Here is a 25,764-nt window from a genome sequence, read left to right on the forward strand (position 1 = left end):
TTTTTGATTCAGAATAGAACTACTGGAAGTATCAGCCCTTTTGATTCATGAGATATGCTTTAACCGCATTCACGTAAGGATACATCACAACATCTTCTTTAAATACTGGAACAATCGCGCGAATGGCGTCATAAATTGCTCTTGTTTTTGAAGAGACAGCATCTTTTACTTCTAAATATTCAATAGCCTGAACGATAGTGATTAATTCGATCGCCAACACTTCGAACGTGTTTTCAATCACTTTTTTAGTGATTAAAGCAGCATTGGTGCCCATGCTTACGATATCCTGATTGTCATTATTGTTGGGAATACTGTGCACATACATTGGGTTAGACAACATTTGATTTTCGGCAGTCGTTGAGGTCGCTGTAAATTGCACGCCTTGCATGCCGAAATTCAAACCAAGTTTCCCTAAGTTGACAAATGGAGGTAAAATGTTATTAAGACTAGGATTGAGTAAATAATTTAACTGGCGTTCGGCAAGCATTGACGTCTTGGTGACTACCAGTTTTAACTTATCCATTTCTAAAGACACATAATCGCCGTGAAAATTGCCGCCATGATAAACATTTTTATTTTTGACATCCACAATAGGATTGTCGTTAGCAGAATTCGCTTCTTCAATTAGAATCGTTTCTACCTGATTGAGCGTATCTAAAACGGGACCTAAAATTTGCGGGACACAACGTAAGGAGTAATATTCCTGGACTTTATCTTCAAAAACAGTGACATTTTGCACGGCATTATATAAATGGTGCTCGCGTTTTTTTATGAGTGTGCTATCTTTTAAATGGGCACGCATGAGTTCAGCAATCTCGCGTTGGCCATTATGTTTTTTGGTTTGATTTAATTCAAAAGAAAGATGATCGTCATATGCTTTGACAATTTCGTTGATGGCCGATGAAGCAGTAATTGTCCAATTCAGAAGTTGACGCGTGTAAATGGTGTTGACAATACCAACCCCAGTCATTACTGAAGTTCCGTTCATTAGGGCTAAACCTTCACGGAGATGAATAGAAATTGGTTGTAGGTTTTCTGTTTTGAAAACGTCCTCGGTGTTATGCTTTTCACCTTTATACATGACTTCACCTTCTCCAATCAAAACAAGTGCTAAATGAGCTAGTTGTACCAAATCGCCACTCGCACCAACGCCTCCATGTTCATAAATTACGGGTGTAATATCTTTATTGATCAATTGTGCCATCAATTCGACCACCGATTTATGGACGCCGGAATTTCCTAAGCACAATGTGTTCAGTCGCGCTAACATGGCAGCTTTTACGTATAATGAAGGAATGGGATTTCCTGTTCCAGAGGCATGACTTCTGATTAAGTTGTACTGAAGTTGTTGGCGCTCTGAATCGTCAATTTTATATTGTGCCATTGGGCCAAAACCAGTATTGACGCCATAAATGATTTTGTTTTCTGAAAAGGTTTTTAAAAATTCGAAGCTTTTTTCAACCGTTTCAAGAACATTTTTGTCAATTTGTATGGATTGCTGATCAAATAAAACGTGTTTGAAATCATCAATTCCTAGGGTTCCGTTAAGTGTGACCATTTAGAGCGTATTCACAAAGTTTTTTAAATAGTAGAATAACCAGAAGTAAAGTGGTTATTTTTGTGATACAAATGTAAAATAATAAATCATTTAAATCCATTTGCAGTATGAAGGATGTTCAGGTTGATGTTTTGATTATTGGTGCAGGGCCGTCAGGTTGTGTAGCTGCTGCATATTTGCATAAACAGAATATCACGGTAAAAGTGGTTGAAAAAAGTGTTTTCCCAAGATTTGTTATTGGTGAAAGTTTATTGCCACGATGCATGGATCATTTTGAAGAAGTGGGATTATTGGATGCTTTGATTGCCCAGAATTTTGAGATTAAAAGTGGCGCACGATTTATAAGAGGGGAGACTGTCTGCGAGTTTGATTTTTCTGAAAAATATACTGAAGGATACGATTGGACTTGGCAAGCGCCCAGAGCAGACTTCGATTTTGCCTTGACAGAAGAATTGAAAAGACAAGGCGTTGACATTGCTTTTAATCAGGAAGTGGTTGCTGTGGCATTTAATGAAGATGGTTCATCTCAAACTACGGTGAAGACTGAAAATGGAGAACACTATAAGGTGCAAGCCAAATTTATTATTGATTCAAGTGGATATGGACGCGTTTTACCACGGTTATTGAATCTTGATAAACCTTCATCAATTCCTGAACATTCGTCAATTTTCAGTCATGTTAAAGAACTAGACCGTCCCGCAGGAACGGAAGGCACTTTTATAACCTTTGATGTGCTCGATACGGATACATGGTTTTGGGTCATTCCGTTCAGTAATGGTAATACAAGTATTGGATTTGTGGGTAAAACAGATTTTATTAAAAGTTTTGACGGTACTCCTGAAGAACGCTTAGCCCAAATGCTAAAGAAATCGTCTTATTATTATGAGCGATTTAAAGATGTTGATTTTTTGTTTGAACCTAAAATCATTCAGAATTATTCTAAATCGGTCACTCAGTTTTATGGGAAAGGCTTTGCATTAACCGGTAATAGTGCTGAATTTTTGGATCCTGTGTTTTCTTCGGGTGTAACATTTGCCACCGAATCAGGGTTAAAAGCAGCCAAATTAATCACCAAAGAATTGATGAATGAACCTTTAGATTGGGAACAAGATTATGCGGAGTATATGAAAAAAGGTGTGTCTGTGTTTGCCTCTTACGTTAAGGAATGGTACACGGGCAATTTACAAACCATCTTTTTTGAGGGTACCGATAATAAAGACATCAAACGTCAGATTTGTGCGGTATTAGCGGGGTATGTATGGGATGAGACGAATCCGTTTGTAAAGAATCACCATCGATTGATAAAGACTGTTGCTGATGTGGTTCGTTTGGAGAAGCGTTCTGTCCACAAGTAGATTCCATTTGTATCTATAGTTGGAAGTTTAGTATATAATTTCTTTCCAATATTGACTATTTTACATTTTGTCGCTGCTTTCTAATATTCTAACTAAGATAATAGATAGTCTTATGAATTGTAGGTATTTTTAAATTAATAAAAAGGACTATTTGAACTGAATTTAAAATCGCATATATTTGAGATAGAGGTGGAAAGCGTTATGAAATAGACACTGCACTTTGTCGAAAAAAATTGATAATCGTGGGTATTTTCCAATTTCTGTATTGCTAGCGCGCTTTATTTTATATATTTACTTGATAATGATAAGACTAAATAAAAAAATAATAGCGACCGTTTTCCTGCTGTTTATGGCTGTAGTTTCTGCGAAAGCTGAAATTCCTGAAGATATGCCAAAACCTCAAGTGATGAACAGTGGAACTCCACCTCCCCCTGATGGATTGCCGATTGACAACGGTTTGATCATATTGTTCGCGATTGCAATTATTTACGGAATTTATAAAGTTCTTCAACATACTAAAAAGCCTGCCTAGTATTATAATTTAAGCTCATACAGACGCTTTATGTATTTCCCCAAGACATCAAATTCCAAATTGACAACACTATCTTCCTTTAAAGATTTAAAAGTTGTGTGTTCATAGGTGTACGGTATAATCGCTACGCTGAATTCGTTTTTCTTACTATTGACAACTGTTAAACTGACCCCGTTTACGGTTATGGAACCTTTTTCAATCGTTATATTATTTAAAGTAGGGTCATATTCGAAAGTAAATAACCAGCTGCCATTTTGAAATTCCACCGATTTACAAACAGCTGTCTGGTCAACATGCCCTTGCACGATATGTCCATCCAAACGATCCCCAAGTTTCATGGCGCGTTCCAAATTAACTTCCTCATTGACTTTTAATTCACTTAAATTGGTTTTCAGTAACGTTTCCCTAATAGCTGTTACAGTGTAATGGGTGTCGTTTAGAGAGGTTACCGTCAAGCAAACACCATTGTGAGCGACACTCTGATCAATTTTTAATTCAGAGGTAATGTTGCTTTTAATGGTTATGTGTAGGTTGTCATGATCTTGTTCCAAATTAGTAATGACTCCTAAATCTTCAATGATTCCTGTAAACATATTGTCGAATAATTGGTTAAATTTGCATTTGTGCAATGGGCTACAAAGATATGACTTTAATGAGTATTTGAGGTTAAAGTACCATTTAGATAACTCATTATTCTCAGTGCCATTGTCAAAAGCATAAAAAAAATAGGATGAAAAAAGACGAGCAAATTAAAGTAGGAATTTCCATAGGCGATTTAAATGGTATCGGGTCAGAAATTATCTTGAAGACCTTTGAGGATTCTCGAATGCTTGAGTTTTGCACACCTATTATTTTTGCATCCATCAAAACTATGTCCTTTTTTAAAAAACATTTTGATAGCGCTATCAATTTTCATGGTATTAATGATTTGACACAGGTCATTGAAGGGAAAGTGAATGTATTGAATGTTTGGAAAGAAAATGTAGACATCGCTTTTGGTGTAGAAGATTTGAAAGCTGGAGAATACGCAATCAAATCACTAGAAAAAGCTACTGAAGCATTAAAGAATGACGCTGTAGATGTATTGGTTACGGCACCTATTAACAAACTGACCATTCAGTCCGATAACTTTAAATTTCCAGGTCATACCAATTACTTGGCAAAGGAACTTGGTGGCAATAGTCTTATGTTTATGGTTACTGATAAGCTTAAAGTGGGATTATTGACTGACCATGTACCAGTAAAAGATGTTCCATCGCATATTACGGCAAAGCTTATTGAAGAAAAAGTGCAAACGGTTTATGATTCCTTAGTCAAAGATTTTAGAGTGAACAGACCTAAAATAGCCGTCATGGGCATCAATCCGCATGCTGGAGATAACGGTGTAATAGGAGAAGAAGACGATAAAATTCTAAAACCGACACTTCTAAAACTAAGAGAAAAAGGTAAATTGGTGTATGGTCCATATTCTGCTGACAGCTTTTTCGGATCTAAAAACTATCAAAATTTTGACGCCATTATCGCTTCATATCACGATCAAGGCTTAATTCCTTTTAAGACTATTACATTTGGCGAGGGTGTTAATTACACTGCCGGACTCAATAAAGTAAGGACATCGCCGGACCATGGTACTGCATTTGAAATCGCAGGAAAGGGAACTGCGGACGAAACTTCATTTAAAGAAGCGGTTTTTACTGCCATTCAGATTTTTAAGAACAGAAAGGAATATTTAGAGCTTTCTAAAAACCCTTTAAGAAAGGCGCCAAAAAAGATATAAACATTTTTTGTTAATAGCTTCTTTCTAATACAAATATATTTTCTATATTTGCGGGCTCAAAATGAATGCGATCATGAAGCCTTTGAAAGAGTATGATATACAGTTTGTAGGTCTAAAGTTAGGAAAGCACCATTTTGATTATCAAATCGGTAAAAAGTTCTTTGAGTATTTTGAGTATGATGATTTTAATGATGTCGATGTAAAAGTGGATTTGCTTTTTGAAAAGAAAACAACACTTTTAGAGTTGAACTTTAAAGTTTCAGGCACTGCAAATATCAATTGTGACACCAGTAACGAGCCTTATGATCAAGAAATTGAAGGCGAATTTGATTTGGTGGTCAAGTTTGGAGATGAATATAATGATGAAAATGAAGACATTTTAATTCTGCCTCATGGAGAGTATGAACTGAATGTAGCTCAAAACATCTATGAATTGATTATTTTATCGATGCCAATAAAACGGATTCATCCGGGAATAGAAGACGGCACATTGCAGTCAGAAGTACTTAAAAAATTAGAAGAGTTGAGCCCTAAAGGCTTGGAAGAAAAAGAACAAACAGAGGAAATTGACCCTCGTTGGAATACATTAAAAAAACTATTAACGGATAAATAACAATATAAAATGGCACATCCTAAAAGAAAGATTTCTAGAACTAGAAGAGATAAAAGAAGAACACATTACAAAGCGGTTGTTCCTACAATTGCAACGTGTCCTACTACTGGAGAAGCACACTTATTCCACAGAGCTCATTGGCATGAAGGAAAACTTTATTACAGAGGTCAAGTGCTTATTGACAACTCAGAGAAAGAGGAAAATTTAGCATAATTATTATGCATGCATATAATAAAACGCTCAATCTTGAGCGTTTTTTTGTGTTTAATTTTCCAAAGTCTTAAAAACAACTTAATTTGCATAATATTTGACTAGGTTTTTAGTAAATTCAATTATTATTTACTGTTTTTTGCTGTTTTTAGTCAAATTTTAGGTCATTCTAATATAAAATAATGAGTAAAATCACTGCTGCAATTACTGCCATAGGTGGATATGTGCCTGAATATGTATTGACAAACCAAATTTTGGAAACTTTAGTCGATACGAATGATGAATGGATAACCACTAGGACAGGAATTAAAGAGAGAAGAATTCTCAAAGAAGATGGCAAAGGTACTTCTTATTTAGCCATCAAAGCCGCCCAAGATCTCATCCAAAAGAATGGTTTAGACCCTTTAGAAATAGAATTGGTAATTGTTGCAACAGCAACGCCAGACATGAAAGCTGCTGCAACCGCTGCCTATACTGCTACGCAAATAGGTGCTGTAAATGCATTTTCATTTGATTTGGAAGCCGCGTGTTCAAGTTTCTTATATGGTATGTCAGTTGCTGCGCGCTACATTGAATCAGGAAAATATAAAAAAGTCTTATTGATAGGCGCAGATAAAAACTCGTCCATGATCAACTATAAGGACAGGGCAACCTGTATTATTTTTGGTGATGGTGCAGGTGCTGTTTTATTTGAACCAAATATGGAAGGCTTCGGACTTCAAGACGAACTATTAAAAAGTGATGGAACGGGACGAGAGTTTTTGCAAGCCACTTATGGAGGTTCTTCTTATCCATCCACTCCAGAAGCCGTAGCGGAAGGAAAACATTTTATCTTTCAAGAAGGGAAAATGGTTTTCAAGAATGCTGTATTTAATATGGCTGACGTTACTGAGAAAATATTGGAACGAAACAATCTTGTAAACGATGATATTGCATGGTTGGTACCACACCAAGCCAACAAACGTATTATTGATGCCACAGCTAACAGAATAAACCTTGATGAAAACAAGGTCATGATGAATATCCATAAATATGGAAATACAACTTCGGCTACCCTGCCGTTGTTATTATTTGACTACGAAAACCAACTAAAAAAAGGAGACAAATTAGTTTTTGCAGCTTTTGGTGGTGGTTTTACATGGGGGTCAGTTTATCTAACATGGGCATACAATTCATAAACTAACTAACTAACTTTAAATATTTAAAATTCAAATTATTATGGATATAAAAGAAATTCAAAACTTAATCAAGTTTGTGGCTAAATCTGGCGCGAGTGAGGTTAAATTGGAGATGGACGATATCAAAATCACCATTAAAACTGGTGGAGATGATAAAGGAGAGTCCACAACTTATGTGCAACAAATTCCTATGGGAACAGCTCATGTTGCTCAAGCTCCTGCACCAGCAGCTGCACCAGCGCCAACTCCGGCACCTGCGGTTGATGAAAATTCAAAATATATTACTATTAAATCGCCAATTATTGGAACCTTTTATCGCAAGCCATCTCCGGACAAGCCAATGTTCGTGGAAGTTGGTACGTCAATAAAAGAAGGTGATGTTTTATGTGTTATTGAAGCAATGAAATTATTCAACGAAATTGAATCTGAAGTTTCAGGTAAAATCGTGAAAGTTTTAGTTGACGATTCTTCACCAGTTGAATTTGATCAACCATTGTTCTTAGTAGATCCATCATAATATATAATCACTCCTGAATATTCGGGATCAATTCGAGAATTTCGATGTATAAACGTTGGAATTTGTGTTTTGAATAGTGAAAATTTGAAGAATTTATGTTTAAAAAAATATTAATAGCCAATAGAGGTGAAATAGCACTACGTGTTATTAGAACCTGTAAGGAAATGGGCATTAAAACAGTAGCGGTTTACTCCACTGCTGATGCAGAAAGTTTGCATGTTAAGTTTGCTGATGAAGCCGTTTGTATCGGACCACCTTCAAGTAGTGAATCTTATTTAAAAATGTCAAATATCATTGCTGCTGCAGAAATAACAAACGCTGACGCCATTCATCCTGGTTACGGGTTTTTATCTGAAAACGCTAAGTTTTCAAAAATTTGTGAAGAGCACAATATCAAGTTCATTGGTGCCTCTCCAGAAATGATTGAAAGAATGGGCGATAAAGCATCTGCTAAAGCGACCATGAAAGAAGCTGGTGTTCCTTGTGTTCCAGGAAGTGAAGGCATCCTGCAATCTTATGAGCAGACTGAGATGTTGGCAAAAGAAATGGGATTTCCTGTTATGTTGAAAGCTACCGCAGGTGGTGGTGGAAAAGGAATGCGTGCCGTATGGAAAGCAGAAAACCTTAAGGCAGCATGGGAATCTGCACGTCAGGAAGCTAAAGCTGCTTTCGGAAATGACGGAATGTATCTTGAGAAACTGATTGAAGAACCACGTCATATTGAAATTCAAATTGTTGGTGATTCTCGCGGAAAAGCATGTCATTTATCAGAACGCGATTGCTCTATCCAACGTCGTCATCAAAAGTTGACAGAAGAAACGCCTTCGCCATTTATGACGGACGAGCTTCGTAATGAAATGGGATTAGCCGCCGTAAGAGCTGCAGAATACATTAAATATGAGGGTGCTGGTACAATAGAATTTTTGGTGGATAAACACCGTAATTTCTATTTTATGGAAATGAATACACGTATTCAGGTTGAGCATCCAATTACTGAGCAGGTGATCGATTTTGATTTGATTAGAGAGCAAATCATGGTGGCCGCTGGCATTCCAATCTCTGGTAAAAATTATACTCCAAAATTACATTCTATAGAATGTCGTATCAATGCGGAAGATCCGTATAACGATTTCAGACCTTCACCAGGAAAGATAACAACACTTCATGCGCCAGGTGGTCATGGTGTGCGTTTGGATACTCACGTATATTCAGGATATACAATTCCTCCAAACTACGATTCTATGATTGCAAAGTTGATTACCACTGCGCAAACACGTGAAGAAGCTATCAATAAAATGAAGCGTGCGTTGGATGAATTCGTCATTGAAGGCATTAAAACGACGATTCCGTTTCATAGACAATTGATGGACCATCCTGATTATTTGGCTGGTAATTATACTACCAAATTCATGGAAAGCTTTAAAATGGAAGCACCGGTTGAAGAATAACAATAAAAACTCCGAAAGTCATTTTCGGAGTTTTTTTATGCACCAAACTTGTCTACTTTTATCCTCACGTTCTGTTGATTTACAGCCGTAATTTTTATAGAGCGATTTAATAATTCTTACTTTTATATCCTTAAATCCATTGATCATGAATCTTTCTTACTGGGAAATAAAGAGCTATCTCTCCAATGTCGATTATACAATTGTTGGAAGTGGCATCGTAGGACTTAATTGCGCTTTACGATTGAGGCAACGTTTCCCAAAAGCCAAAATTCTGATTTTAGAAAGAGGTTTTTTACCTCAGGGCGCCAGTACTAAAAATGCAGGATTTGCATGTTTTGGAAGTCTTAGCGAGATTTTAGATGATCTTAAATCGCATTCAGAGGAAGAGGTTGTAAACTTAATTCAAAAGCGACGTAGCGGTTTAGATCTCTTAAGACAAACGCTATCCAATGCAGCCATCGGTTATAAACAATATGGAGGGTATGAATTATTTGATCAAAATGATGAAGGTCGTTATGAGTACTGCATGTCACAAATGGGAAAAGTAAATGCGCTGTTAAAACCTCATTTTAAGGCTGATGTATTTGAAGTTAAAGAAAATTTATTCCAGTTTATAAACATTCAAAATCTACTTAGTTTTACGCCTTTTGAAGGTCAAATTGATACTGGAAAAATGATGCGTTCGCTCACCGATTTGGTATTGAGTAAAGGCATTCAAATCTTGAATTCCGTAGTCGTAGAACATTTTGAAGAATTGAATGAAAAAATACATATCAAAACTAATTATTTCGATTTTAAAACGAAACGAATGCTAATTTGCACAAATGGTTTCGCATCAAAACTAATTGATGTTGAAGTAAAACCTGCTAGAGCACAAGTGCTGATTACGAAGCCAATCAAAAATTTACATATCAAAGGAACTTTTCACCTTGAAGAAGGGTATTATTATTTCCGTAATATTGATGATCGAATCTTACTGGGTGGCGGACGTAATCTCGATTTCAAAACTGAGGAAACTACCGAAATGGCCCAAACAGAACTCATTCAAAACAAATTAAAATCACTTTTACAATCGACCATTTTGCCTCATACGCCTTTTGAAATAGCCCATAGTTGGAGTGGTATTATGGGTGTTGGCAGCACCAAAAAACCTATTGTAAAACAGTTAAGTGCCAATGTGTTTTGTGGCGTCCGAATGGGCGGAATGGGTATTGCCATAGGTAGTCATGTTGGTAGAGAATTAGCCGACTTGGTAAATTAACATGTAGGCCGTACTTTTTTAACTTTGCTCATCTATTCTCATAAAAATCCAAATCAACTAACTGACCCCAAGTTTATACTATGATAAAAACATTATTCAAATTCATCTTCAAACTAATCTTATGGTTTTTGGCGATTCCTTTAATTGGAGTTGTCATTTACAAATGGGTGCCCGTACCAGCAACACCGCTTATGGTGATCAGATATATTGAACAAAAACAGGCAGATGCTGAGACCGTTTGGAAACATGATTGGGTGCCTATTGAAGAGATTTCTAAAAATTTGCAATTGGCAGTTATATGTAGTGAAGATCAAAATTTTTTGCAGCATAATGGTTTCGATATGAAGGCGATTGAAAAGGCTTTTGATAATAACAACAAAGGCAAAAAGGTTCGAGGTGCCAGTACCATCAGTCAGCAAACCGCTAAAAACGTGTTTTTGTGGCCACAACGCAGTTGGGTTAGAAAAGGAATGGAAGCTTATGTGACATTTCTAATCGAGTTGATATGGACAAAGGAACGGATTATGGAGGTTTATTTAAATAGTATTGAAATGGGCAACGGTATTTATGGTGCCGAAGCAGCATCGCAGCATTGGTTTAAAAAATCGGCTTCAAAGTTATCGAAGAGTGAAGCAGCGGCTATTGCGGCCATCTTACCGCGACCTTTAAAATACCGCGCTAATCCAGCCACGCCTTATATTGCTGGACGTAAAAACTGGATTGTTAGGCAAATGGGATTCTTCGGAGTCTTGAATTATGAAAGAAAAGATGACAAGTAATTTGGACATAAAACAAGTGCTCTATACCCAATGTGCTGCTTTTGTAGAGGAACGCTTTACAAAAATTCAGGCTCAAATTAATGAAATTCAGGAATCGTTGACTTCGGAAACCAAAAGTAGTGCGGGTGATAAACACGAAACAGGAAGAGCGATGCTACAATTAGAGCGTGAAAAAGTTGGACAACAACTGGCTGAGATAGAAAAAGTAAAGGAGAACTTATCTAAAATTGATGTTACTATAACTGTTGACCGCATTGGTTTAGGAAGTGTGGTTTTTACTTCTCAGGCCAACTATTTTATAGCCATTAGCGCTGGTCAATTAAAATTCAATACTGATTCTTTCTATGCTATTTCACCTCATACACCTATTGGCTTACTGCTCATGGGGAAAAAAGTGAATGACATCCTCAATTTTAGGGAACAACAATTTGTAATTAAGTCTGTATTTTAAAATTTACATGGTTTTTTATTCGTTTTTAGGGACTTAGAATAAATCTAATGCACCATTCTCTAATCATCACAGTATCTTTTTCAAACAAAACCTTTTATCTTTAGTAAAATTAATTGCAAAATAATTTTGTCTGAAGAATCTAGAAAACACATTTGATGTACTGATTATCGGGGGTGGATTGGCTGGACTTTCGGCGGCAATTCATCTTCATAAAAAGGGTATAAGTGTCGGACTCATTGAGAAAAATGACTATCCTAAACATAAGGTTTGTGGGGAGTATATTTCTAATGAGGTCCTTCCATATTTGAATTATTTAGGAGTCGACGTCTTTAGTTTGGGAGCGAAGAAAATTACAAAGTTTCAAGTATCTAGCGTTAAAAGTAAACTCCTGACAGCAGATTTGCCATTGGGCGGATTTGGAATCAGTCGTTACTCTTTAGATGAAGCGCTTTTTTTAGAGGCTAAAGCAGTAGGTGTGCAAGTGATTCAAGATACAGTAATGGAAGTACGGTTTTCAGATGATAAATTTATGATAGAGACTAAAGATAATGGGAGTTATGTCGCGAAAATTACTATTGGCGCTTATGGTAAACGCACAAATTTAGACGTCAAATTAAACCGTGATTTTATCAAAAATAAATCACCTTATTTAGCTGTCAAAATCCATGTAAAAGGTGATTTTCCTGAGGATGTAGTGGCCTTACATAATTTTGAAGGCGGTTATTGTGGCGTTTCTAAAGTAGAAGATAATAGCATTAATCTCTGTTATATTACGAATTTGGAAGCGTTTAAAAAGTTTAAGGATATTGACGAATTTCAGCAACAAGTAATGTTCAAAAACACCCATCTAAAATCCATATTTGAAAATTCCATACCTGTCTTTGACGCACCGTTAAGTATCAGCCAGATTTCTTTTGACAGGAAATCGCCTGTGGAAGCGCATATGCTTATGTGTGGCGATTCCGCAGGAATGATCCATCCTCTGTGTGGTAATGGCATGAGTATGGCTATTAGAAGTGCTCAAATAGCTTCAGAACTTGTTCTTGACTATTTTGAAAATGCCATATCTCGAAGTAATCTAGAGATAGCTTACGCTAAAGCTTGGAATCAACACTTTAAGAACCGCTTGAAAGTGGGTCATATCGTTGCTAAGGTATTCGACCATCAGAACTTATCGGAAACAGCGCTTAGTGCACTTAAAAAAATGCCGTTTCTGATGCCTTTTATTATCAAGCAAACCCACGGCAAACCAATGCAAATAAGATGAGTTTATTAGTAGACACTAGACATCGGACTGACGCGGAAGAACTTATGGATGATTTTTCCATTCAGGGTCCTATGCTTACCGATGCGCTTGATAAGTTAGCAACAATAAATAAGTTTTTGGGTGGGAATGCGGTGACTATAAACGGACTTAAAACACTCTTAAAGCACCATCCAAAAGAGACTCCTATCACAATTATCGATTTGGGTTGTGGGGGCGGTGATATCTTGAGAGCGATTGCAGATTTTGGTAAAAATGAAGGATATCAGTTTCTGTTGATTGGAATCGACGCCAATAAAAATGCCACAGCCTATGCTAAAACCTTATCTTCAGCCTATAAAAATATTGAGTTTCTCGATATCGATGTTTTTTCTGAACCCTTTAAACAGATGCAATATGATGTTGCGATCAGCACATTATTTCTGCATCACTTTAAGGAGCGAGAACTGAATGAACTCTTAAAACATCTCTTAGAAACTGCAACGTTAGGAGTCGTGGTCAACGATTTACACAGACACCGATTGGCGTATTATTTGTTCAAACTGATTACGATTCCGGTACACAATAAAATGATTATTGAAGACGGATTAATCTCCGTTTTGCGAGGATTTAAAAGAAAAGAGCTCGTTGCCTTAGCATCACAATTACATTGCAACTACCAACTCAAATGGAAATGGGCATTTAGATACCAGTGGATTTTGAGAAGGAGGTGCGAGGATTGAGGTTTTGGGTTTGAGGTGAATGGAAAAGACATTGAAGTTATATAAAGATTTGAGATTTCTCCGTATTAGAGTATCGGGGCAACTATTTAAAAATATCCATTAAAATCAGCAGTATCAGCGTCATCAGCGTTCCATAAAAGTATCATTATCATGAAAGTAAAAATTACGGCCGTCGCCAAGCAATTACCAAAATATTCTAGAAACACTAAGGATATCATTCCCTATTTAAACGTGTGGTTGGAGGGTCAGGAAGAACGTTTTCAGCGTAAAGTGAACAAGTTATTCGAAAATGCAGGTGTGGACAGGCGGTATTCCATTATGGATGCAGAAGAAGTATTTTTGAATAGCTCTTTCGAAGAAAAAAATGACATTTACACCCGCGAGGTGATCAAATTAGGTGAACAAGCTTTGTTAAAATCCTTGGAAAAAGCCAAGCTTCAGCCTACAGATATTGATTATATTATTACGGTCAGTTGCACCGGCATTATGATTCCCTCTTTGGACGCTTATCTCATCAATCGGTTAAAAATGCGTCAGGATATCATCCGCTTGCCGGTGACAGAAATGGGTTGTGCCGCCGGAGTTTCGGGCATTATATATGCCAAGAATTTTTTAAAGGCGAATCCCAACAAACGCGCTGTAGTCATTGCGGTAGAATCGCCCACCGCGACCTTCCAACTCGACGATTATTCCATGGCAAATATTGTAAGTGCTGCTATTTTTGGTGACGGCGCCGCAAGCGTGATCTTGTCTTCTTATGAAGCGGATTCAGGTCCGGGAATTCTCGACGAAGCCATGTACCATTTTTACGATGCGGAACAAATGATGGGGTTTAAGCTTGTTAATACGGGATTGCAAATGATTTTGGATAAAGCAGTCCCCGAAACCATTTCAAACCATTTTCCTAAAATTGTTTATCCGTTCTTAGAGCGGAATCAGATGCATATTGACGATGTTGACCATCTCATATTTCATCCTGGCGGTAAAAAAATAGTACAAACGGTGGAGGAACTGTTCGGTAGTTTGGGAAAAAACATTGATGATACCAAAGAAGTCCTTAAATTGTATGGCAACATGAGTAGCGCGACCGTGCTCTATGTGTTGGAACGTTTTATGGAACGTGACTTGCCGAAAGGCGATATCGGACTGATGTTAAGTTTTGGACCGGGTTTTTCAGCGCAACGGATTTTGTTACAATGGTAGATTACAAGAGCAGCGTTAGCATGGCAATTTAGTTTGGATATGAAAAAGGATTTTGAAGATAAAAATTATTGGGCGCTTATTTTGGGTGGCTCCAGTGGATTGGGTTTGGCCACGGCTAAGACTTTAGCCAATCACGGTATGAATATTTGTATCATCCACCGTAACCCACGCGCCCAGGAAGAGCGCATTGAAGCGGAATTCCATAGTATCCGCAACACCGGCGTGGAGTTTAAAGCCTTTAATGCCGATGCTTTTAGAGTTGAAAAGCGCAACGAATTGGTGTCAGAAATAAGCAAGCTTTGTGGTTCAGAAGGGCGCATTCGGACATTGGTGCATAGCGTAGCCAAAGGCAATTTAAAACCGATGCTTTCAGAAGATCAACCTAGATTACAAACTGACGATTTTAATTTGACCATCAATGCAATGGCCATTAGTTTATACGATTGGACGCAAGCCATTTTTGAAGCAAAACTATTTGCTGACGATGCCAGAATCATCAGTTTTACGAGTGAAGGTAATACCAAAGCTTGGAAGAATTATGCCGCAGTTTCCGCAGCGAAAGTGACCTTAGAAGCGATTACCAGAAATATTGCGTTAGAATTTGCACCCTTAGGAATTCGGGCCAATTGCATTCAAGCGGGTATAACAGACACGGCATCTTTGAGAATGATTCCCGGCAGTGAAGCACTTAAAACGCATGCCCTAAAGAGAAATCCGTTCAAACGCTTAACCACTCCAGAGGATGTAGCCAATGCGGTGTATCTGCTGAGTAAAGACGAGGCGCGTTGGATTAATGGCTGTGTGATTCCTGTGGATGGCGGCGAACATATCTCTTAAAAGCTTTAAATTAATCTCAGAGATTTTATGATAATGGATACAGAGCACATTCTTAAACTTTTGCCCTACAAACCGCCGTTTCTTTTCGTGGATGGACTTTCCAGAATTTCAGAAGCAGGGGCGACCGGGTACTATACCTTTAAAGAAACGGAATATTTTTATAAAGGACATTTTAGAAATCAACCTGTTACTCCTGGCGTCATTTTAACCGAGTGTATGGCGCAAATTGGTGTGGTATGCTTAGGAATCTATCTGTTAAAGGATCAAATTACTGAGAATTTTAAGCCAGAAATCGCCTTAACCTCAAGCTTAGTGGATTTTTATCTGCCTGTTTTTCCTGGCGAAACCGTAACTGTTGTTTCAGAAAAAGTGGTTTTCCGATTTCATAAATTAAAATGTAACGTCAAACTTTTCAATCAAAAAGAGGAATTGGTTTGCAGAGGCACCATTTCAGGAATGTTAAAACCTAAAGGGAATGACTAGAGTTGTAATTACGGGTATGGGGGTTGTAGCACCAAACGGTGTGGGCTTGGAAGCGTTTACTAAAGCGATTAAGTTTGGGACATCCGGCATTGCCTATCATGACAATTTAAAAGCGGCTAATTTTTCATGCTGCATTGGTGGAATTCCGCAGGTTTCAGAAGAAAAAAAACTGGAATACCTCACACCATTACAACTCCGCGGATTTAATAGCTCAGGGATTTTATATGGGTGTATGGCAGGAATGGATGCTTGGAAGGATGCCGGTTTAGAAATTGATGCGGAGAGTGATTTGGATTATGACAGCGGCTGTGTGTTTGGAACTGGAACTTCGGGGGTTGATAAATTCCGCGAAGCGATTTATAAAGTGGATGCCGGTGAAGTGAAACGCATGGGCAGTACGGTGGTCTTACAAACTATGGCCAGTGGCATCAGCGCATATCTTGGTGGGATTCTCGGATTGGGAAATCAGGTGACTACCAATTCGTCCGCATGCACCACTGGAACGGAAGCTATTTTGATGGGATTTGAACGGATCAAAAACGGTCAGGCCAAACGAATGTTAGTGGGGAGTTGTAGTGATGATGGACCTTATATTTGGGGCGGATTTGACGCCATGCGGGTCATGACTTATAAACATAATGATTCCCCGCAGGGAGGATCGCGACCAATGAGCGCGTCGGCAAGCGGATTTGTACCCGGAAGTGGCGCCGGTGCCATGGTGTTAGAATCATTAGAAAGCGCCTTAAAACGTGGCGCTACCATTTATGCAGAGGTCTTGGGAGGTCATGTCAACTCGGGAGGCCAACGCAACGGCGGCACATTGACAGCTCCTAATGCGGAAGCTGTGCAACGCTGCATTGTAAGTGCTATTAAAAATTCAGGAATTGAAGCCAGCGCGATTGATACGATTAACGGCCATTTGACCGCCACTTCAAAAGACAGTCTCGAAATTGAAAACTGGACCAAAGCCTTGGGTCGTGAAGGTGCTGATTTTCCGTATATCAACTCTTTAAAATCGATGGTGGGCCATTGCCTTGCAGCAGCGGGAAGCATTGAAAGTGTGGCAACAGTTTTGCAATTGAAGGAGCAGTTTGTGTTCCCAAACATTAATTGTGACGATGTGCATTCTGAAATTTTAGAGCTCATTGCTGACGAAAAGATTCCGAAACAAATGCTCAATAAACCGTTGAACATAGCCGCAAAAGCGAGCTTTGGTTTTGGTGATGTTAACGCTTGTATTATCTTTAAGACTTATAACTAAATCTTTATACAAATTCTAGAGCCTACAATTTATGAAAAACGAAGATTTAATTGCCAAATTGAAAACTATTGTCCAACCTTATGTGCAGGATGAAGACGCTTTTAATAATTTGTCAGAAGAAACAACTTTTGTGGGCGATTTAAAAATAAATTCCGCGAATTTGGTGGACATTATTTTAGATGTGGAGGACGAATTTGACATCCGCATCGAGAATGAGGAAATGGAACAAATGCTTTCCGTAAAAGCAGCTATGGCCATTGTCAATTCTAAAATCGCTTCCTAATGATTGGTAACGATATTGTCGATTTAGAATTTGCGAAACGCAATTCCCGTTGGCAAGAACAACGCTTTTTAAACAAGTTATTCACTATTGAAGAACAGGATTTCATTCGTTCTGACGACCAGCAATTTCAAAGTATTTGGCGCTTATGGACGATGAAGGAAAGTGTTTATAAAATCACATCAAGAGCTGAGGGAAAGATCCGGTTTAATCCAACCGATTTTAAATGTATTGTGTTAGATTCTAATCAAGGACACGTCATTTATAAAAATCATTCTATAGCAACAGCTACAACAACGAATCTGAATTTTGTCCAGACTACGGCGTGTTTAAATCCGCAATGGATTTCAAAAATGTTTCAATGTTCAAGTTTAGATTATCCTACCCAACATTCTGAAAGTGTCCAACAGGCTATAAAAGCCTATGCTGCTTATAAAAATGTAGTTGACAAGTCTGTCGCAGTTATCAAAAATAGTAGAGGAATTCCGCAATTTTATATGAACGGGCATTTACAACCCGAACAGCTTTCTCTTACACATCATGGCCTTTACGGCGCGTTTGCGATTAGCGTGACAGAATCTTAAGGAAAACTTCTGAATCAACTTCTAAAGCCGTAGGATGCTCAAATCTGAGGATTATATCCTCATGTTCAGCTTCAATTAAATAATACGGCCCTTTAAAATAGTTTCGAATCACTCGAGCTTTAAGATTCGATTCTTCAACAGATTGGAGTTGATGTGCATATATAATTTCGGTATTCAGCATATTTACTTCACCAAAAAAAGATGCAATTAATGGTGTTTCTGGGTTGCGATACAGCTCTTGAGGCGAATTGTTAGCGATAATCTTAGAATCGTGAATAACTAACATCCGATCTGCGAAACCTAACACATCTTCTTTATCATGCGTGGCCACAAGGCAAGTGATTTGCTTTTCTTTCAAATACTTAAAAACACTTCGACGTAAGGATTGTTTCTGAAAATTATCAATATGACTAAAAGGTTCATCTAAGAGAATAATCTCCGGTTGTTTTGCTAATGCCCTTGCCAAGGCGACACGTTGCTTTTGCCCACCACTTAAAGTTTTGACCTTCGTTTTTGCAAAATCCTCTAATTCGACAACTTCTAAAAGTTCCTTAATACGCTCCTTTTTCTCTTCCGGGAAAAAGTTGGATAAGTGTTTGCCCACATTTTCTTCAACGGTGATATAAGGCATCAAATCAAATTCCTGAGCTACGTATTTCATATACTCATAACCTACAACGAGATTGTATTTAGGGCCTAAAATTTCATTGTCTTTCCAAAATATTTGACCTTCATTTAAATCATATTCGCCGTAAATCAGTTTTAAGAGGGTCGATTTTCCCGAACCACTTTCCCCAATAATGGAGAGGTGTTCACCTTGTTCTACCACAAACTCTAAATCCTTCAACACAGGATTTTCCGTGTCTTTGTCGTTGTATGAAAAAGTAATGTTTTTAACGTTTAGCATGTTGTCTATAAAACAAAACCTTTCAATCCATAGAAAAGACTGAAAGGTTTTTATAGTTTAAAAATTGATTTTATTATCCTTTAATCTTTGCCTTAGTTTTATTTGGCAAAACTTTATAACCCATGTTGTAAAGTGTGAAACCGAATATGTCAGCATATTGCTCAATGGTTTTGCTTACAGGAGTTCCTGCACCATGGCCTGCATCCGTTTCAATTCTGATTAAGGTTGGATTCGTACCCGTTTGTTTACTCTGTAATTCCGCAGCAAATTTAAAACTATGAGCAGGAACCACGCGGTCATCATGATCTCCAGTAGTAATCATGGTTGCTGGATATTCCACACCTTTTTTCACATTGTGAACAGGTGAATAGCCTTTTAAATAATCAAACATTTCCTTGTTGTCTTCAGATGTCCCGTAATCATAAGCCCAACCTGCACCTGAGGTAAACGTATGGTAACGTAACATATCCAACACTCCAACTGCAGGAAGTGCCACTTTAACTAAATCTGGACGTTGCGTCATGGTTGCACCAACTAATAATCCACCGTTAGATCCACCACGAATTGCTAAATAATCTGATGAGGTATAGTTGTTATCAATTAAATATTCTGCAGCAGCGATAAAATCGTCAAATACATTCTGTTTTTTCAACTGAGTACCTGCATCGTGCCATTTTTTTCCATACTCGCCACCACCACGAATGTTAGGAACGGCATATACGCCGCCTTGCTCCATCCAAACAGCATTAGCAATGCTAAATGAAGGCGTCAATGAAATGTTGAATCCGCCGTAACTATATAAAATAGTCGGGTTCTTTCCATTCAGTTCGGTACCTTTTTTGTAGGAAATAATCATCGGAATTTTTGTGCCGTCTTTAGAGTTATAAAACACTTGCTTGCTCTCAAAATCGTCAGGGTTATATTTAATTGCAGGCTTTTTATACACTTCAGAAGCTCCCGTATTAGGGTTTAGAGCGTAAATTGTACTTGGTGTGATATAGTTAGAAAACGAAAAATAAATTGTTTTATCTTCTTTTTTACCTCCAAAACCTCCTGCGCTACCAACTCCTGGAAGCTCAATTTCTCTCACCAATTTACCATCGTAGTCGTATTGTTTCACTTGTGATACAGCATCAACCATATAACTCGCGAAAATATAGCCGCTTCCCGTAGATGCGCTCAATACATTTTCTGTTTCAGGAATAAAATCTTTCCAGTTTTCTTCACTAGGATTTGAAGCATCAACAGTAACGATTTTTTGATTAGGCGCCTTTCTATTAGTGATTAAATATAAGGTGCTGCCTACGTTTTCCATCACCATAGTATCACTGTCAAAATCGTCTAAAATAGTAACGATTTTACTGTTTGGCTTGGATAAATCTTTCATCAACAATTTAGATCCTGAAGTAGAACTCTTAGGATAGATGAACAAATAGTTGCCATCTTCCGTAACACTTCCGCTTACATAACGGTGCTTTTCTTCAGGTGTACCGCCATAAATTAAATGGTCTTGCTTTTGGGATGTTCCTAATTTATGATAGTAAAGTTTGTGTTGATCTGTTTTAGCTGAAAGTTCACTTCCCTTAGGTTTGTCATAACTTGAGTAGTAGAAACCGTCATTGTCTTTCCATGAAATACCACTGAATTTTACGTCAACTAAAGTGTCTTCGATTTGCTCTTTGGTTTCGATGTCCATAACGATTACTTTACGCCAATCGCTACCACCTTCTGAAATAGAATAGGCCAAAATTTTACCATTCTTAGAAAAACTAATGCCTCCCAAAGACACGGTACCATCTTTACTGAAAGTATTTGGGTCTAAAAATACCTCTTCTTTATCATCGTCATTTTTCTTTCTGTAAATAACCGATTGGTTTTGAAGGCCGTCATTTTTATAGAAATAGGTGTAATCGCCTTCAATGAAAGGAGCGCCAACTTTTTCATAGTTCCAAATTTCCTCCAAACGTTCTTTCAATTCTTGACGGTAAGGAATGTTTGCTAAATAGTCGCCAGTAACCTTGTTTTGAGCTGCTACCCACGCCCCAGTTTCCTCGCTTCTATCATCTTCGAGCCATCGGTATGGATCATTTACTTGTTCTCCAAAATAGGTATCTATAGTGTCTACTGTTTTTGTTTCAGGATAAGTCACAGCAATTGCATTGGAATTTTTAAGTTCATTTTCGTTTTTGCAGGCGGTTATTGTAGTAAGAATTACCACTGCAAGCGCTAAGTTTTTCATAAGTGTAAACGTGTTAAGTGTTGTGTTTCAAAAATAAACAAAAAAGCCCCTACAAACGGATGTAGAAGGCTTTTTAATATTTCATTAAGAAATAAATTATACTCTAAAATGGCAACTAATCATTAAAGCAGATTGTTAGCAATAAGATATTCAGCAATCTGAATGGTATTGGTCGCAGCACCTTTTCTTAAGTTGTCGCTTACAATCCATAAATTCAAAGAATTTGGCTGTGAACCATCACGACGGATTCGGCCCACAAAGACGTCATCTTTTCCATTGGCGTAAATTGGCATCGGATACGTGTTGACGTCAGTATTATCTTGAACCACAACACCTGGGGTTTGGCTTAATAATTTGCGAACTTCAGTAACATCAAAATCATTTTCAAACTCAATGTTTACAGATTCACTATGGCCACCTTCCGTAGGGATTCTGACTGCCGTTGCAGTAACAGCGATTGTGCGATCATCAAGAATTTTTTGCGTTTCCCTAACGAGTTTCATTTCCTCTTTTGTATATCCATTTTCTTCAAACACATCACAATGTGGAATGGCGTTTTTATGGATTGGGTAATGGTAGGCCATCTCACCTTGAATTCCTGCCATTTCATTTTCTAATTGTTTTACGGCTTTCAATCCTGTACCTGTAATAGATTGATAGGTTGAAACAATAATGCGTTTAATGCGGTATTTTTTATGAAGCGGCGCCAAAGTCATCACCAATTGAATGGTTGAACAATTTGGGTTCGCAATAATTTTATCCTCCTTTGTAAGTTGATCTGCATTGATTTCTGGAACAACTAATTTTTTAGTGGCGTCCATTCTCCAAGCTGAAGAATTATCAATAACGGTCGTTCCTGCTTCAGCAAATTTTGGAGCCCATTCTAAAGACGTGTCGCCACCTGCAGAAAAAAGGGCGACGTCTGGTTTACTGGCAACAGCATCGGCTAATCCAATAACCTTATAAGTCTTATTTTTAAAAACAATTTCTTTACCCACCGACCTTTCTGAGGCAACAAGCATCAATTCTGTAAATGGAAAATTACGTTCTTCAAGAACTTTTAACATCACTTCGCCAACCATTCCAGTGGCACCAACAACAGCTACTTTCATAATAAAAAAATTTAAGGAGCTAATGTAACCAATAATTGAGCGGGGTAAAAGAAGTATTTTAAAAAAAAGAACCCGATTCTTTTAAGGAATCGGGTTTAATTAGAATATGAGGTGTAGCGGAATTATTTTTTTAACGCGTCTCTGATTTCTTTCAATAAATCAATTTCAGTTGGTCCTGCTGGAGCAGCTGGAGCAGCTGGTTTTTTAGTTTTATTGTAAGCTTTAACAATTACAAACAATACGAATCCAACAATTAATAAGTTAATGATAGAATTTACCCAATTCCCGTACATAATTGCGTTTTCTGGTTTAGTAATCGTACCATCAGCAGCAATGTCAGCTGGAGATAAAACATATTTTAAGTCAGCAAAATCTACTCCTCCTGCAAAATTACCTACAATTGGCATCATGATGTCAGTAACAAATCCATTAACCACAAGGCCAACGGCACCTGCAAGAATTACAGCAACTGCTAAATCTATGACGTTGCCTGTCATAATAAAGTCTTTAAATTCTTTCCACATAATTATTGTTTTTTAAGTTAGTTATTGAGAAGCTAAAGTATGAAAAATAAAGAAATGTTAAAATTTTAAGATGCTATTATTTTTTTATGACCCGTTTTACACGTTGGGATATTGCACTGATTAACTCATAGGAAATGGTATTTGCAGCATTCGCTAGATCTTCTGCAGTATGCGCGCCATCAAATATGATTACTTCATCGCCTTCTTCACAATCAATTCCTGTAATATTAACCATAATCATATCCATACACACGTTGCCCACGATGGGTGCTTTTTTGCCATCAATGATTACAAAACCTTTACCTTGTCCGTATTGTCTTCCAATTCCATCAGCATGCCCAATAGGAATTGTCGCTGTGGTTATAGCTTCTTCACTTTTATAAGCACGATTATAGCCTACCGTTTCGCCTTTTTCAATGCGATGGATTTGGGAAATAACCGATTTCAATTTAGCAATAGGTTTGAAATTCTTATTTTCTTCTTCCGAATTTCCAAAACCATAAAGTCCAATGCCGCTCCTAACCATATCCAGATGCGCTTCAGGATAGTTTAAAATTCCGGAAGTATTGCTCAAGTGAAGAAAAGGCGCGTAATTGAAAACTTTTGTAAAGGTTTCAGTGATGGTTTTAAAAGTGCTTATTTGTTGCTCCGTAAATTCCTTTTCCTTTAAATCTTCACTTGCCGCCAAATGCGAAAAGATGGATTTAATATGTATGGCTTCCGTAGAATTTGTTTTAGAATGTATCGTTTCAATATCTTCAAGATCAAAACCTAATCGATTCAGTCCTGTATTAAATTTTACATGAACAGGATAGTGCTTTTGATTTTTTTCTGTGGCAACTTCCAAGAATTCATTCAAAACTTTCCAATTATAGATGCTTGGTTCTAAACAACGCTCTATAATAGTATGGAAACTTACCGGTAACGGGTGCAACACTAAAATAGGTTTTGTAATCCCAGCATTTCTGAGGGCTACGCCTTCGCTTGTATAGGCGACTGCAAAATAATCGACACCTAAATCTTGAAGATAAAGTGCAATATCATCAGCATCATTGCCATAAGCAAAAGCTTTTACAACCGCTAAAAATTTAGTTTCCTTTTGGAGTTTTGATTTAAGGTATTCAAAATTGTGTTTTAGAGCAGAAAGATCAATTTCGAGTACCGTTTCTTGCGCTTTAGGCATTGGGATTGTTTAATTTATCAGTAGGTTCTTTTTCAGTGTTTACCTTAATAGAGCTTGCTTTGTCTAGTGCCATCGCTTTATAAAATGCAGCACGACTCAATGGCTCATATTCGTCCACTTCGCCCAGCATCACTAAAGCATCATTTCTAGATTTTCGGTAACTGTATTGTGCTAAATTTCCGGTGCGTGTACAAATAGCATGTACTTTGGTAACATACTCGGCTGTAGCCATTAAATTTGGCATCGGACCAAAAGGATTACCCTTAAAATCCATATCTAATCCAGCAACAATTACCCTAACACCTTTGTTGGCTAAATCATTACAAACACGAACGATTTCGTCATCAAAAAACTGAGCTTCGTCAATGCCAACCACCTCGCAACCATCTGCCAAAATAGGAATATTTGCTGCTGCAGGAACTGGTGTAGAACGGATTTCGTTAGCATCGTGGGAGACTACCATGCCTTCATCATAACGTACATCTATAGCAGGTTTAAAGATTTCCACCCTTTGTTTTGCAAATTGTGCGCGTTTGAGACGTCTGATTAATTCTTCGGTCTTCCCCGAAAACATTGACCCACAAATAACCTCAATCCACCCAAATTGTTCTTTAGGATTTACTGTATTTTCAAGAAACATTTCGTAATTTTAACACTAAAACAAAGGTCATCCTTGTTTTACTTAAAGGTGGTGTAAATTTATTAAAAATCATAAGCATAAATTAGAATAAAAGTTAAAAGTTATGAAGAAGAAGTTGGAGTCGGAATTAATGAGCATTGCACATAGAATTCTTAGATTAAAGGGGAAAGAGAACGTTACCGAACTGCATCGTGAAACAGGTCTATTATATGAAAAATTAAGTGTTTTAAAGTTTGCCCATGAAAATTTAGAACAAGGGTTGCCTACTATTGGAGTGGATTCTTCATTCTTTGAAATGTTAGACGTGGCGTTTAATAATGAAGTCAGTGATAATATAGAGCGTGGTGATAAAATATATGTAAATCTTGATGAAGTTGAAGATGATGGCATTATGGAGCCGGTAATGGAGAAAATTAAAGATTTGGTAGCGCAAATGCCTCATGAAACGCGTGAAGTAGATGCGCTATTTGAGGAAACACCGCCACCAGCGGCACCTGAGCCTAAAGACCATTTTGAAGAGTTAACTGCAGGATTTAAGGATATGCCGGTTTTTGAGCCAGTTTCTGCTTCAAAATCTAAAGAACAGCTTAGAAAATCTTTAAATGATAAACTAAAACACGGCCTTAATATTGGTCTTAACGATAAAATAGCTTTTATAAAACACCTTTTTGATGGTGAGCGCGAAGATTATGAACGCGTCCTTTCACAAATCAATACTTCAAGTTCTTTTGAGGAGGCTAGAAATTTAATTCAGAATATTGTTAAGCCAGAATACAACAATTGGGAAGGCAAGGAAGCGATTGAAGAACGTTTTATGGGTGTTATAGAAGGTAAGTTTGATTAATA

Annotated in this window: 28 protein-coding genes; 20 read left to right on the forward strand and 8 right to left on the reverse strand. The window is 37.5% G+C overall.

The window, feature by feature from the left end:
• Positions 1-31: 31 nt before the first annotated feature.
• Positions 32-1,558, reverse strand: a complete 1,527-nt coding sequence (locus tag Q0947_RS06700) for a histidine ammonia-lyase (protein ID WP_299394049.1) — start codon at positions 1,556-1,558, stop codon at positions 32-34.
• A 107-nt stretch (positions 1,559-1,665) separates the two neighbouring features.
• On the opposite strand from Q0947_RS06700, the gene Q0947_RS06705 reads away from it, so the two are divergent.
• Entirely contained in the window at positions 1,666-2,913 is a 1,248-nt protein-coding gene (locus Q0947_RS06705; protein WP_299394051.1) for an NAD(P)/FAD-dependent oxidoreductase, read from the forward strand.
• 301 nt (positions 2,914-3,214) lie between these two features.
• Positions 3,215-3,445, forward strand: coding sequence for a hypothetical protein (locus tag Q0947_RS06710; RefSeq protein ID WP_299394055.1), 231 nt, complete (start codon positions 3,215-3,217; stop codon positions 3,443-3,445).
• A 2-nt stretch (positions 3,446-3,447) separates the two neighbouring features.
• On the opposite strand, the gene Q0947_RS06715 is transcribed toward Q0947_RS06710, so the two are convergent.
• Positions 3,448-4,038, reverse strand: coding sequence for a riboflavin synthase (locus Q0947_RS06715; RefSeq protein ID WP_299394059.1), 591 nt, complete (start codon positions 4,036-4,038; stop codon positions 3,448-3,450).
• A gap of 137 nt (positions 4,039-4,175) precedes the next feature.
• On the opposite strand from Q0947_RS06715, the gene pdxA reads away from it, so the two are divergent.
• The 17 genes from pdxA to Q0947_RS06800 all read left to right on the forward strand — a co-directional run bounded on the left by pdxA (position 4,176) and on the right by Q0947_RS06800 (position 18,313).
• Entirely contained in the window at positions 4,176-5,222 is a 1,047-nt protein-coding gene (pdxA, locus tag Q0947_RS06720) for a 4-hydroxythreonine-4-phosphate dehydrogenase PdxA (protein ID WP_299394064.1), read from the forward strand.
• 73 nt (positions 5,223-5,295) lie between these two features.
• Positions 5,296-5,835: a DUF177 domain-containing protein gene (locus Q0947_RS06725; RefSeq protein WP_299394068.1), complete on the forward strand. Its 540-nt coding sequence runs from the start codon at positions 5,296-5,298 to the stop codon at positions 5,833-5,835.
• Between the two features lie 9 nt (positions 5,836-5,844).
• Complete coding sequence (gene rpmF / locus Q0947_RS06730; RefSeq protein WP_027127661.1) at positions 5,845-6,048, forward strand: 50S ribosomal protein L32; 204 nt, start codon at positions 5,845-5,847, stop codon at positions 6,046-6,048.
• A gap of 179 nt (positions 6,049-6,227) precedes the next feature.
• Positions 6,228-7,223: a beta-ketoacyl-ACP synthase III gene (locus tag Q0947_RS06735; RefSeq protein ID WP_299394079.1), complete on the forward strand. Its 996-nt coding sequence runs from the start codon at positions 6,228-6,230 to the stop codon at positions 7,221-7,223.
• Between the two features lie 40 nt (positions 7,224-7,263).
• Positions 7,264-7,740: an acetyl-CoA carboxylase biotin carboxyl carrier protein gene (gene accB / locus Q0947_RS06740; protein WP_299394084.1), complete on the forward strand. Its 477-nt coding sequence runs from the start codon at positions 7,264-7,266 to the stop codon at positions 7,738-7,740.
• A 95-nt stretch (positions 7,741-7,835) separates the two neighbouring features.
• Positions 7,836-9,188 carry an acetyl-CoA carboxylase biotin carboxylase subunit gene (gene accC, locus Q0947_RS06745; RefSeq protein WP_299394088.1) on the forward strand — a complete coding sequence of 451 codons (1,353 nt, stop codon included), beginning with the start codon at positions 7,836-7,838 and terminating at the stop codon, positions 9,186-9,188.
• A gap of 145 nt (positions 9,189-9,333) precedes the next feature.
• A complete protein-coding gene (locus tag Q0947_RS06750; protein WP_299394092.1) occupies positions 9,334-10,449 on the forward strand; it encodes an FAD-dependent oxidoreductase in 1,116 nt (371 codons plus the stop codon).
• Positions 10,450-10,529: 80 nt separating this feature from the next.
• Entirely contained in the window at positions 10,530-11,228 is a 699-nt protein-coding gene (gene mtgA / locus Q0947_RS06755; RefSeq protein ID WP_299394096.1) for a monofunctional biosynthetic peptidoglycan transglycosylase, read from the forward strand.
• The gene (locus tag Q0947_RS06760) at positions 11,206-11,679 is read left to right on the forward strand and encodes a 3-oxoacyl-ACP synthase (RefSeq protein WP_366915494.1); all 474 of its coding nucleotides are present in this window, start codon (positions 11,206-11,208) and stop codon (positions 11,677-11,679) included. Before mtgA ends, Q0947_RS06760 begins: the two co-directional genes overlap by 23 nt.
• Before the next feature lie 163 nt (positions 11,680-11,842).
• A complete protein-coding gene (locus Q0947_RS06765; RefSeq protein ID WP_366915496.1) occupies positions 11,843-12,946 on the forward strand; it encodes an NAD(P)/FAD-dependent oxidoreductase in 1,104 nt (367 codons plus the stop codon).
• Positions 12,943-13,665: a methyltransferase domain-containing protein gene (locus Q0947_RS06770; protein WP_299394100.1), complete on the forward strand. Its 723-nt coding sequence runs from the start codon at positions 12,943-12,945 to the stop codon at positions 13,663-13,665. Before Q0947_RS06765 ends, Q0947_RS06770 begins: the two co-directional genes overlap by 4 nt.
• A 150-nt stretch (positions 13,666-13,815) precedes the next feature.
• Complete coding sequence (locus Q0947_RS06775; RefSeq protein ID WP_299394105.1) at positions 13,816-14,868, forward strand: type III polyketide synthase; 1,053 nt, start codon at positions 13,816-13,818, stop codon at positions 14,866-14,868.
• 39 nt (positions 14,869-14,907) lie between these two features.
• Positions 14,908-15,705, forward strand: coding sequence for an SDR family oxidoreductase (locus Q0947_RS06780; protein WP_299394108.1), 798 nt, complete (start codon positions 14,908-14,910; stop codon positions 15,703-15,705).
• A gap of 33 nt (positions 15,706-15,738) precedes the next feature.
• A complete protein-coding gene (locus Q0947_RS06785) occupies positions 15,739-16,188 on the forward strand; it encodes a hydroxymyristoyl-ACP dehydratase (RefSeq protein ID WP_299394112.1) in 450 nt (149 codons plus the stop codon).
• A complete protein-coding gene (locus Q0947_RS06790) occupies positions 16,181-17,449 on the forward strand; it encodes a beta-ketoacyl-[acyl-carrier-protein] synthase family protein (protein ID WP_299394117.1) in 1,269 nt (422 codons plus the stop codon). The genes Q0947_RS06785 and Q0947_RS06790 overlap by 8 nt, the downstream gene beginning before the upstream one ends.
• 31 nt (positions 17,450-17,480) lie before the next feature.
• Entirely contained in the window at positions 17,481-17,732 is a 252-nt protein-coding gene (locus Q0947_RS06795; protein ID WP_133756877.1) for an acyl carrier protein, read from the forward strand.
• Entirely contained in the window at positions 17,732-18,313 is a 582-nt protein-coding gene (locus Q0947_RS06800) for a 4'-phosphopantetheinyl transferase superfamily protein (protein ID WP_299394124.1), read from the forward strand. The genes Q0947_RS06795 and Q0947_RS06800 overlap by 1 nt, the downstream gene beginning before the upstream one ends.
• Here Q0947_RS06800 and Q0947_RS06805 read toward each other — a convergent pair.
• From Q0947_RS06805 to Q0947_RS06830, 6 genes are all read right to left on the reverse strand, one after another.
• Positions 18,294-19,220 carry an ABC transporter ATP-binding protein gene (locus Q0947_RS06805; protein WP_299394129.1) on the reverse strand — a complete coding sequence of 309 codons (927 nt, stop codon included), beginning with the start codon at positions 19,218-19,220 and terminating at the stop codon, positions 18,294-18,296. The two genes, Q0947_RS06800 and Q0947_RS06805, sit on opposite strands and share 20 nt — an antisense overlap.
• A gap of 73 nt (positions 19,221-19,293) precedes the next feature.
• On the reverse strand, positions 19,294-21,459 hold the full coding sequence (locus tag Q0947_RS06810) for a prolyl oligopeptidase family serine peptidase (protein WP_299394134.1): 2,166 nt from the start codon (positions 21,457-21,459) through the stop codon (positions 19,294-19,296).
• A 122-nt stretch (positions 21,460-21,581) separates the two neighbouring features.
• A complete protein-coding gene (locus tag Q0947_RS06815) occupies positions 21,582-22,571 on the reverse strand; it encodes an aspartate-semialdehyde dehydrogenase (RefSeq protein ID WP_299394139.1) in 990 nt (329 codons plus the stop codon).
• A gap of 122 nt (positions 22,572-22,693) precedes the next feature.
• A complete protein-coding gene (gene mscL / locus Q0947_RS06820; protein ID WP_299394145.1) occupies positions 22,694-23,095 on the reverse strand; it encodes a large conductance mechanosensitive channel protein MscL in 402 nt (133 codons plus the stop codon).
• A gap of 76 nt (positions 23,096-23,171) precedes the next feature.
• Complete coding sequence (gene alr, locus Q0947_RS06825; RefSeq protein ID WP_299394150.1) at positions 23,172-24,278, reverse strand: alanine racemase; 1,107 nt, start codon at positions 24,276-24,278, stop codon at positions 23,172-23,174.
• A complete protein-coding gene (locus Q0947_RS06830) occupies positions 24,271-24,918 on the reverse strand; it encodes a thymidine kinase (protein WP_299394154.1) in 648 nt (215 codons plus the stop codon). The genes alr and Q0947_RS06830 overlap by 8 nt, the downstream gene beginning before the upstream one ends.
• A 103-nt stretch (positions 24,919-25,021) precedes the next feature.
• Here Q0947_RS06830 and Q0947_RS06835 point away from each other — a divergent pair, with 103 nt between their 5' ends.
• Positions 25,022-25,762 (forward strand): hypothetical protein, encoded by a 741-nt coding sequence (locus tag Q0947_RS06835; protein WP_299394159.1) that lies wholly within the window; start codon positions 25,022-25,024, stop codon positions 25,760-25,762.
• The last annotated feature ends 2 nt before the right edge of the window (positions 25,763-25,764 follow it).

The sequence above is a fragment of the uncultured Gelidibacter sp. genome (assembly GCF_947500795.1).
Classification (GTDB): Bacteria; Bacteroidota; Bacteroidia; order Flavobacteriales; family Flavobacteriaceae; genus Gelidibacter.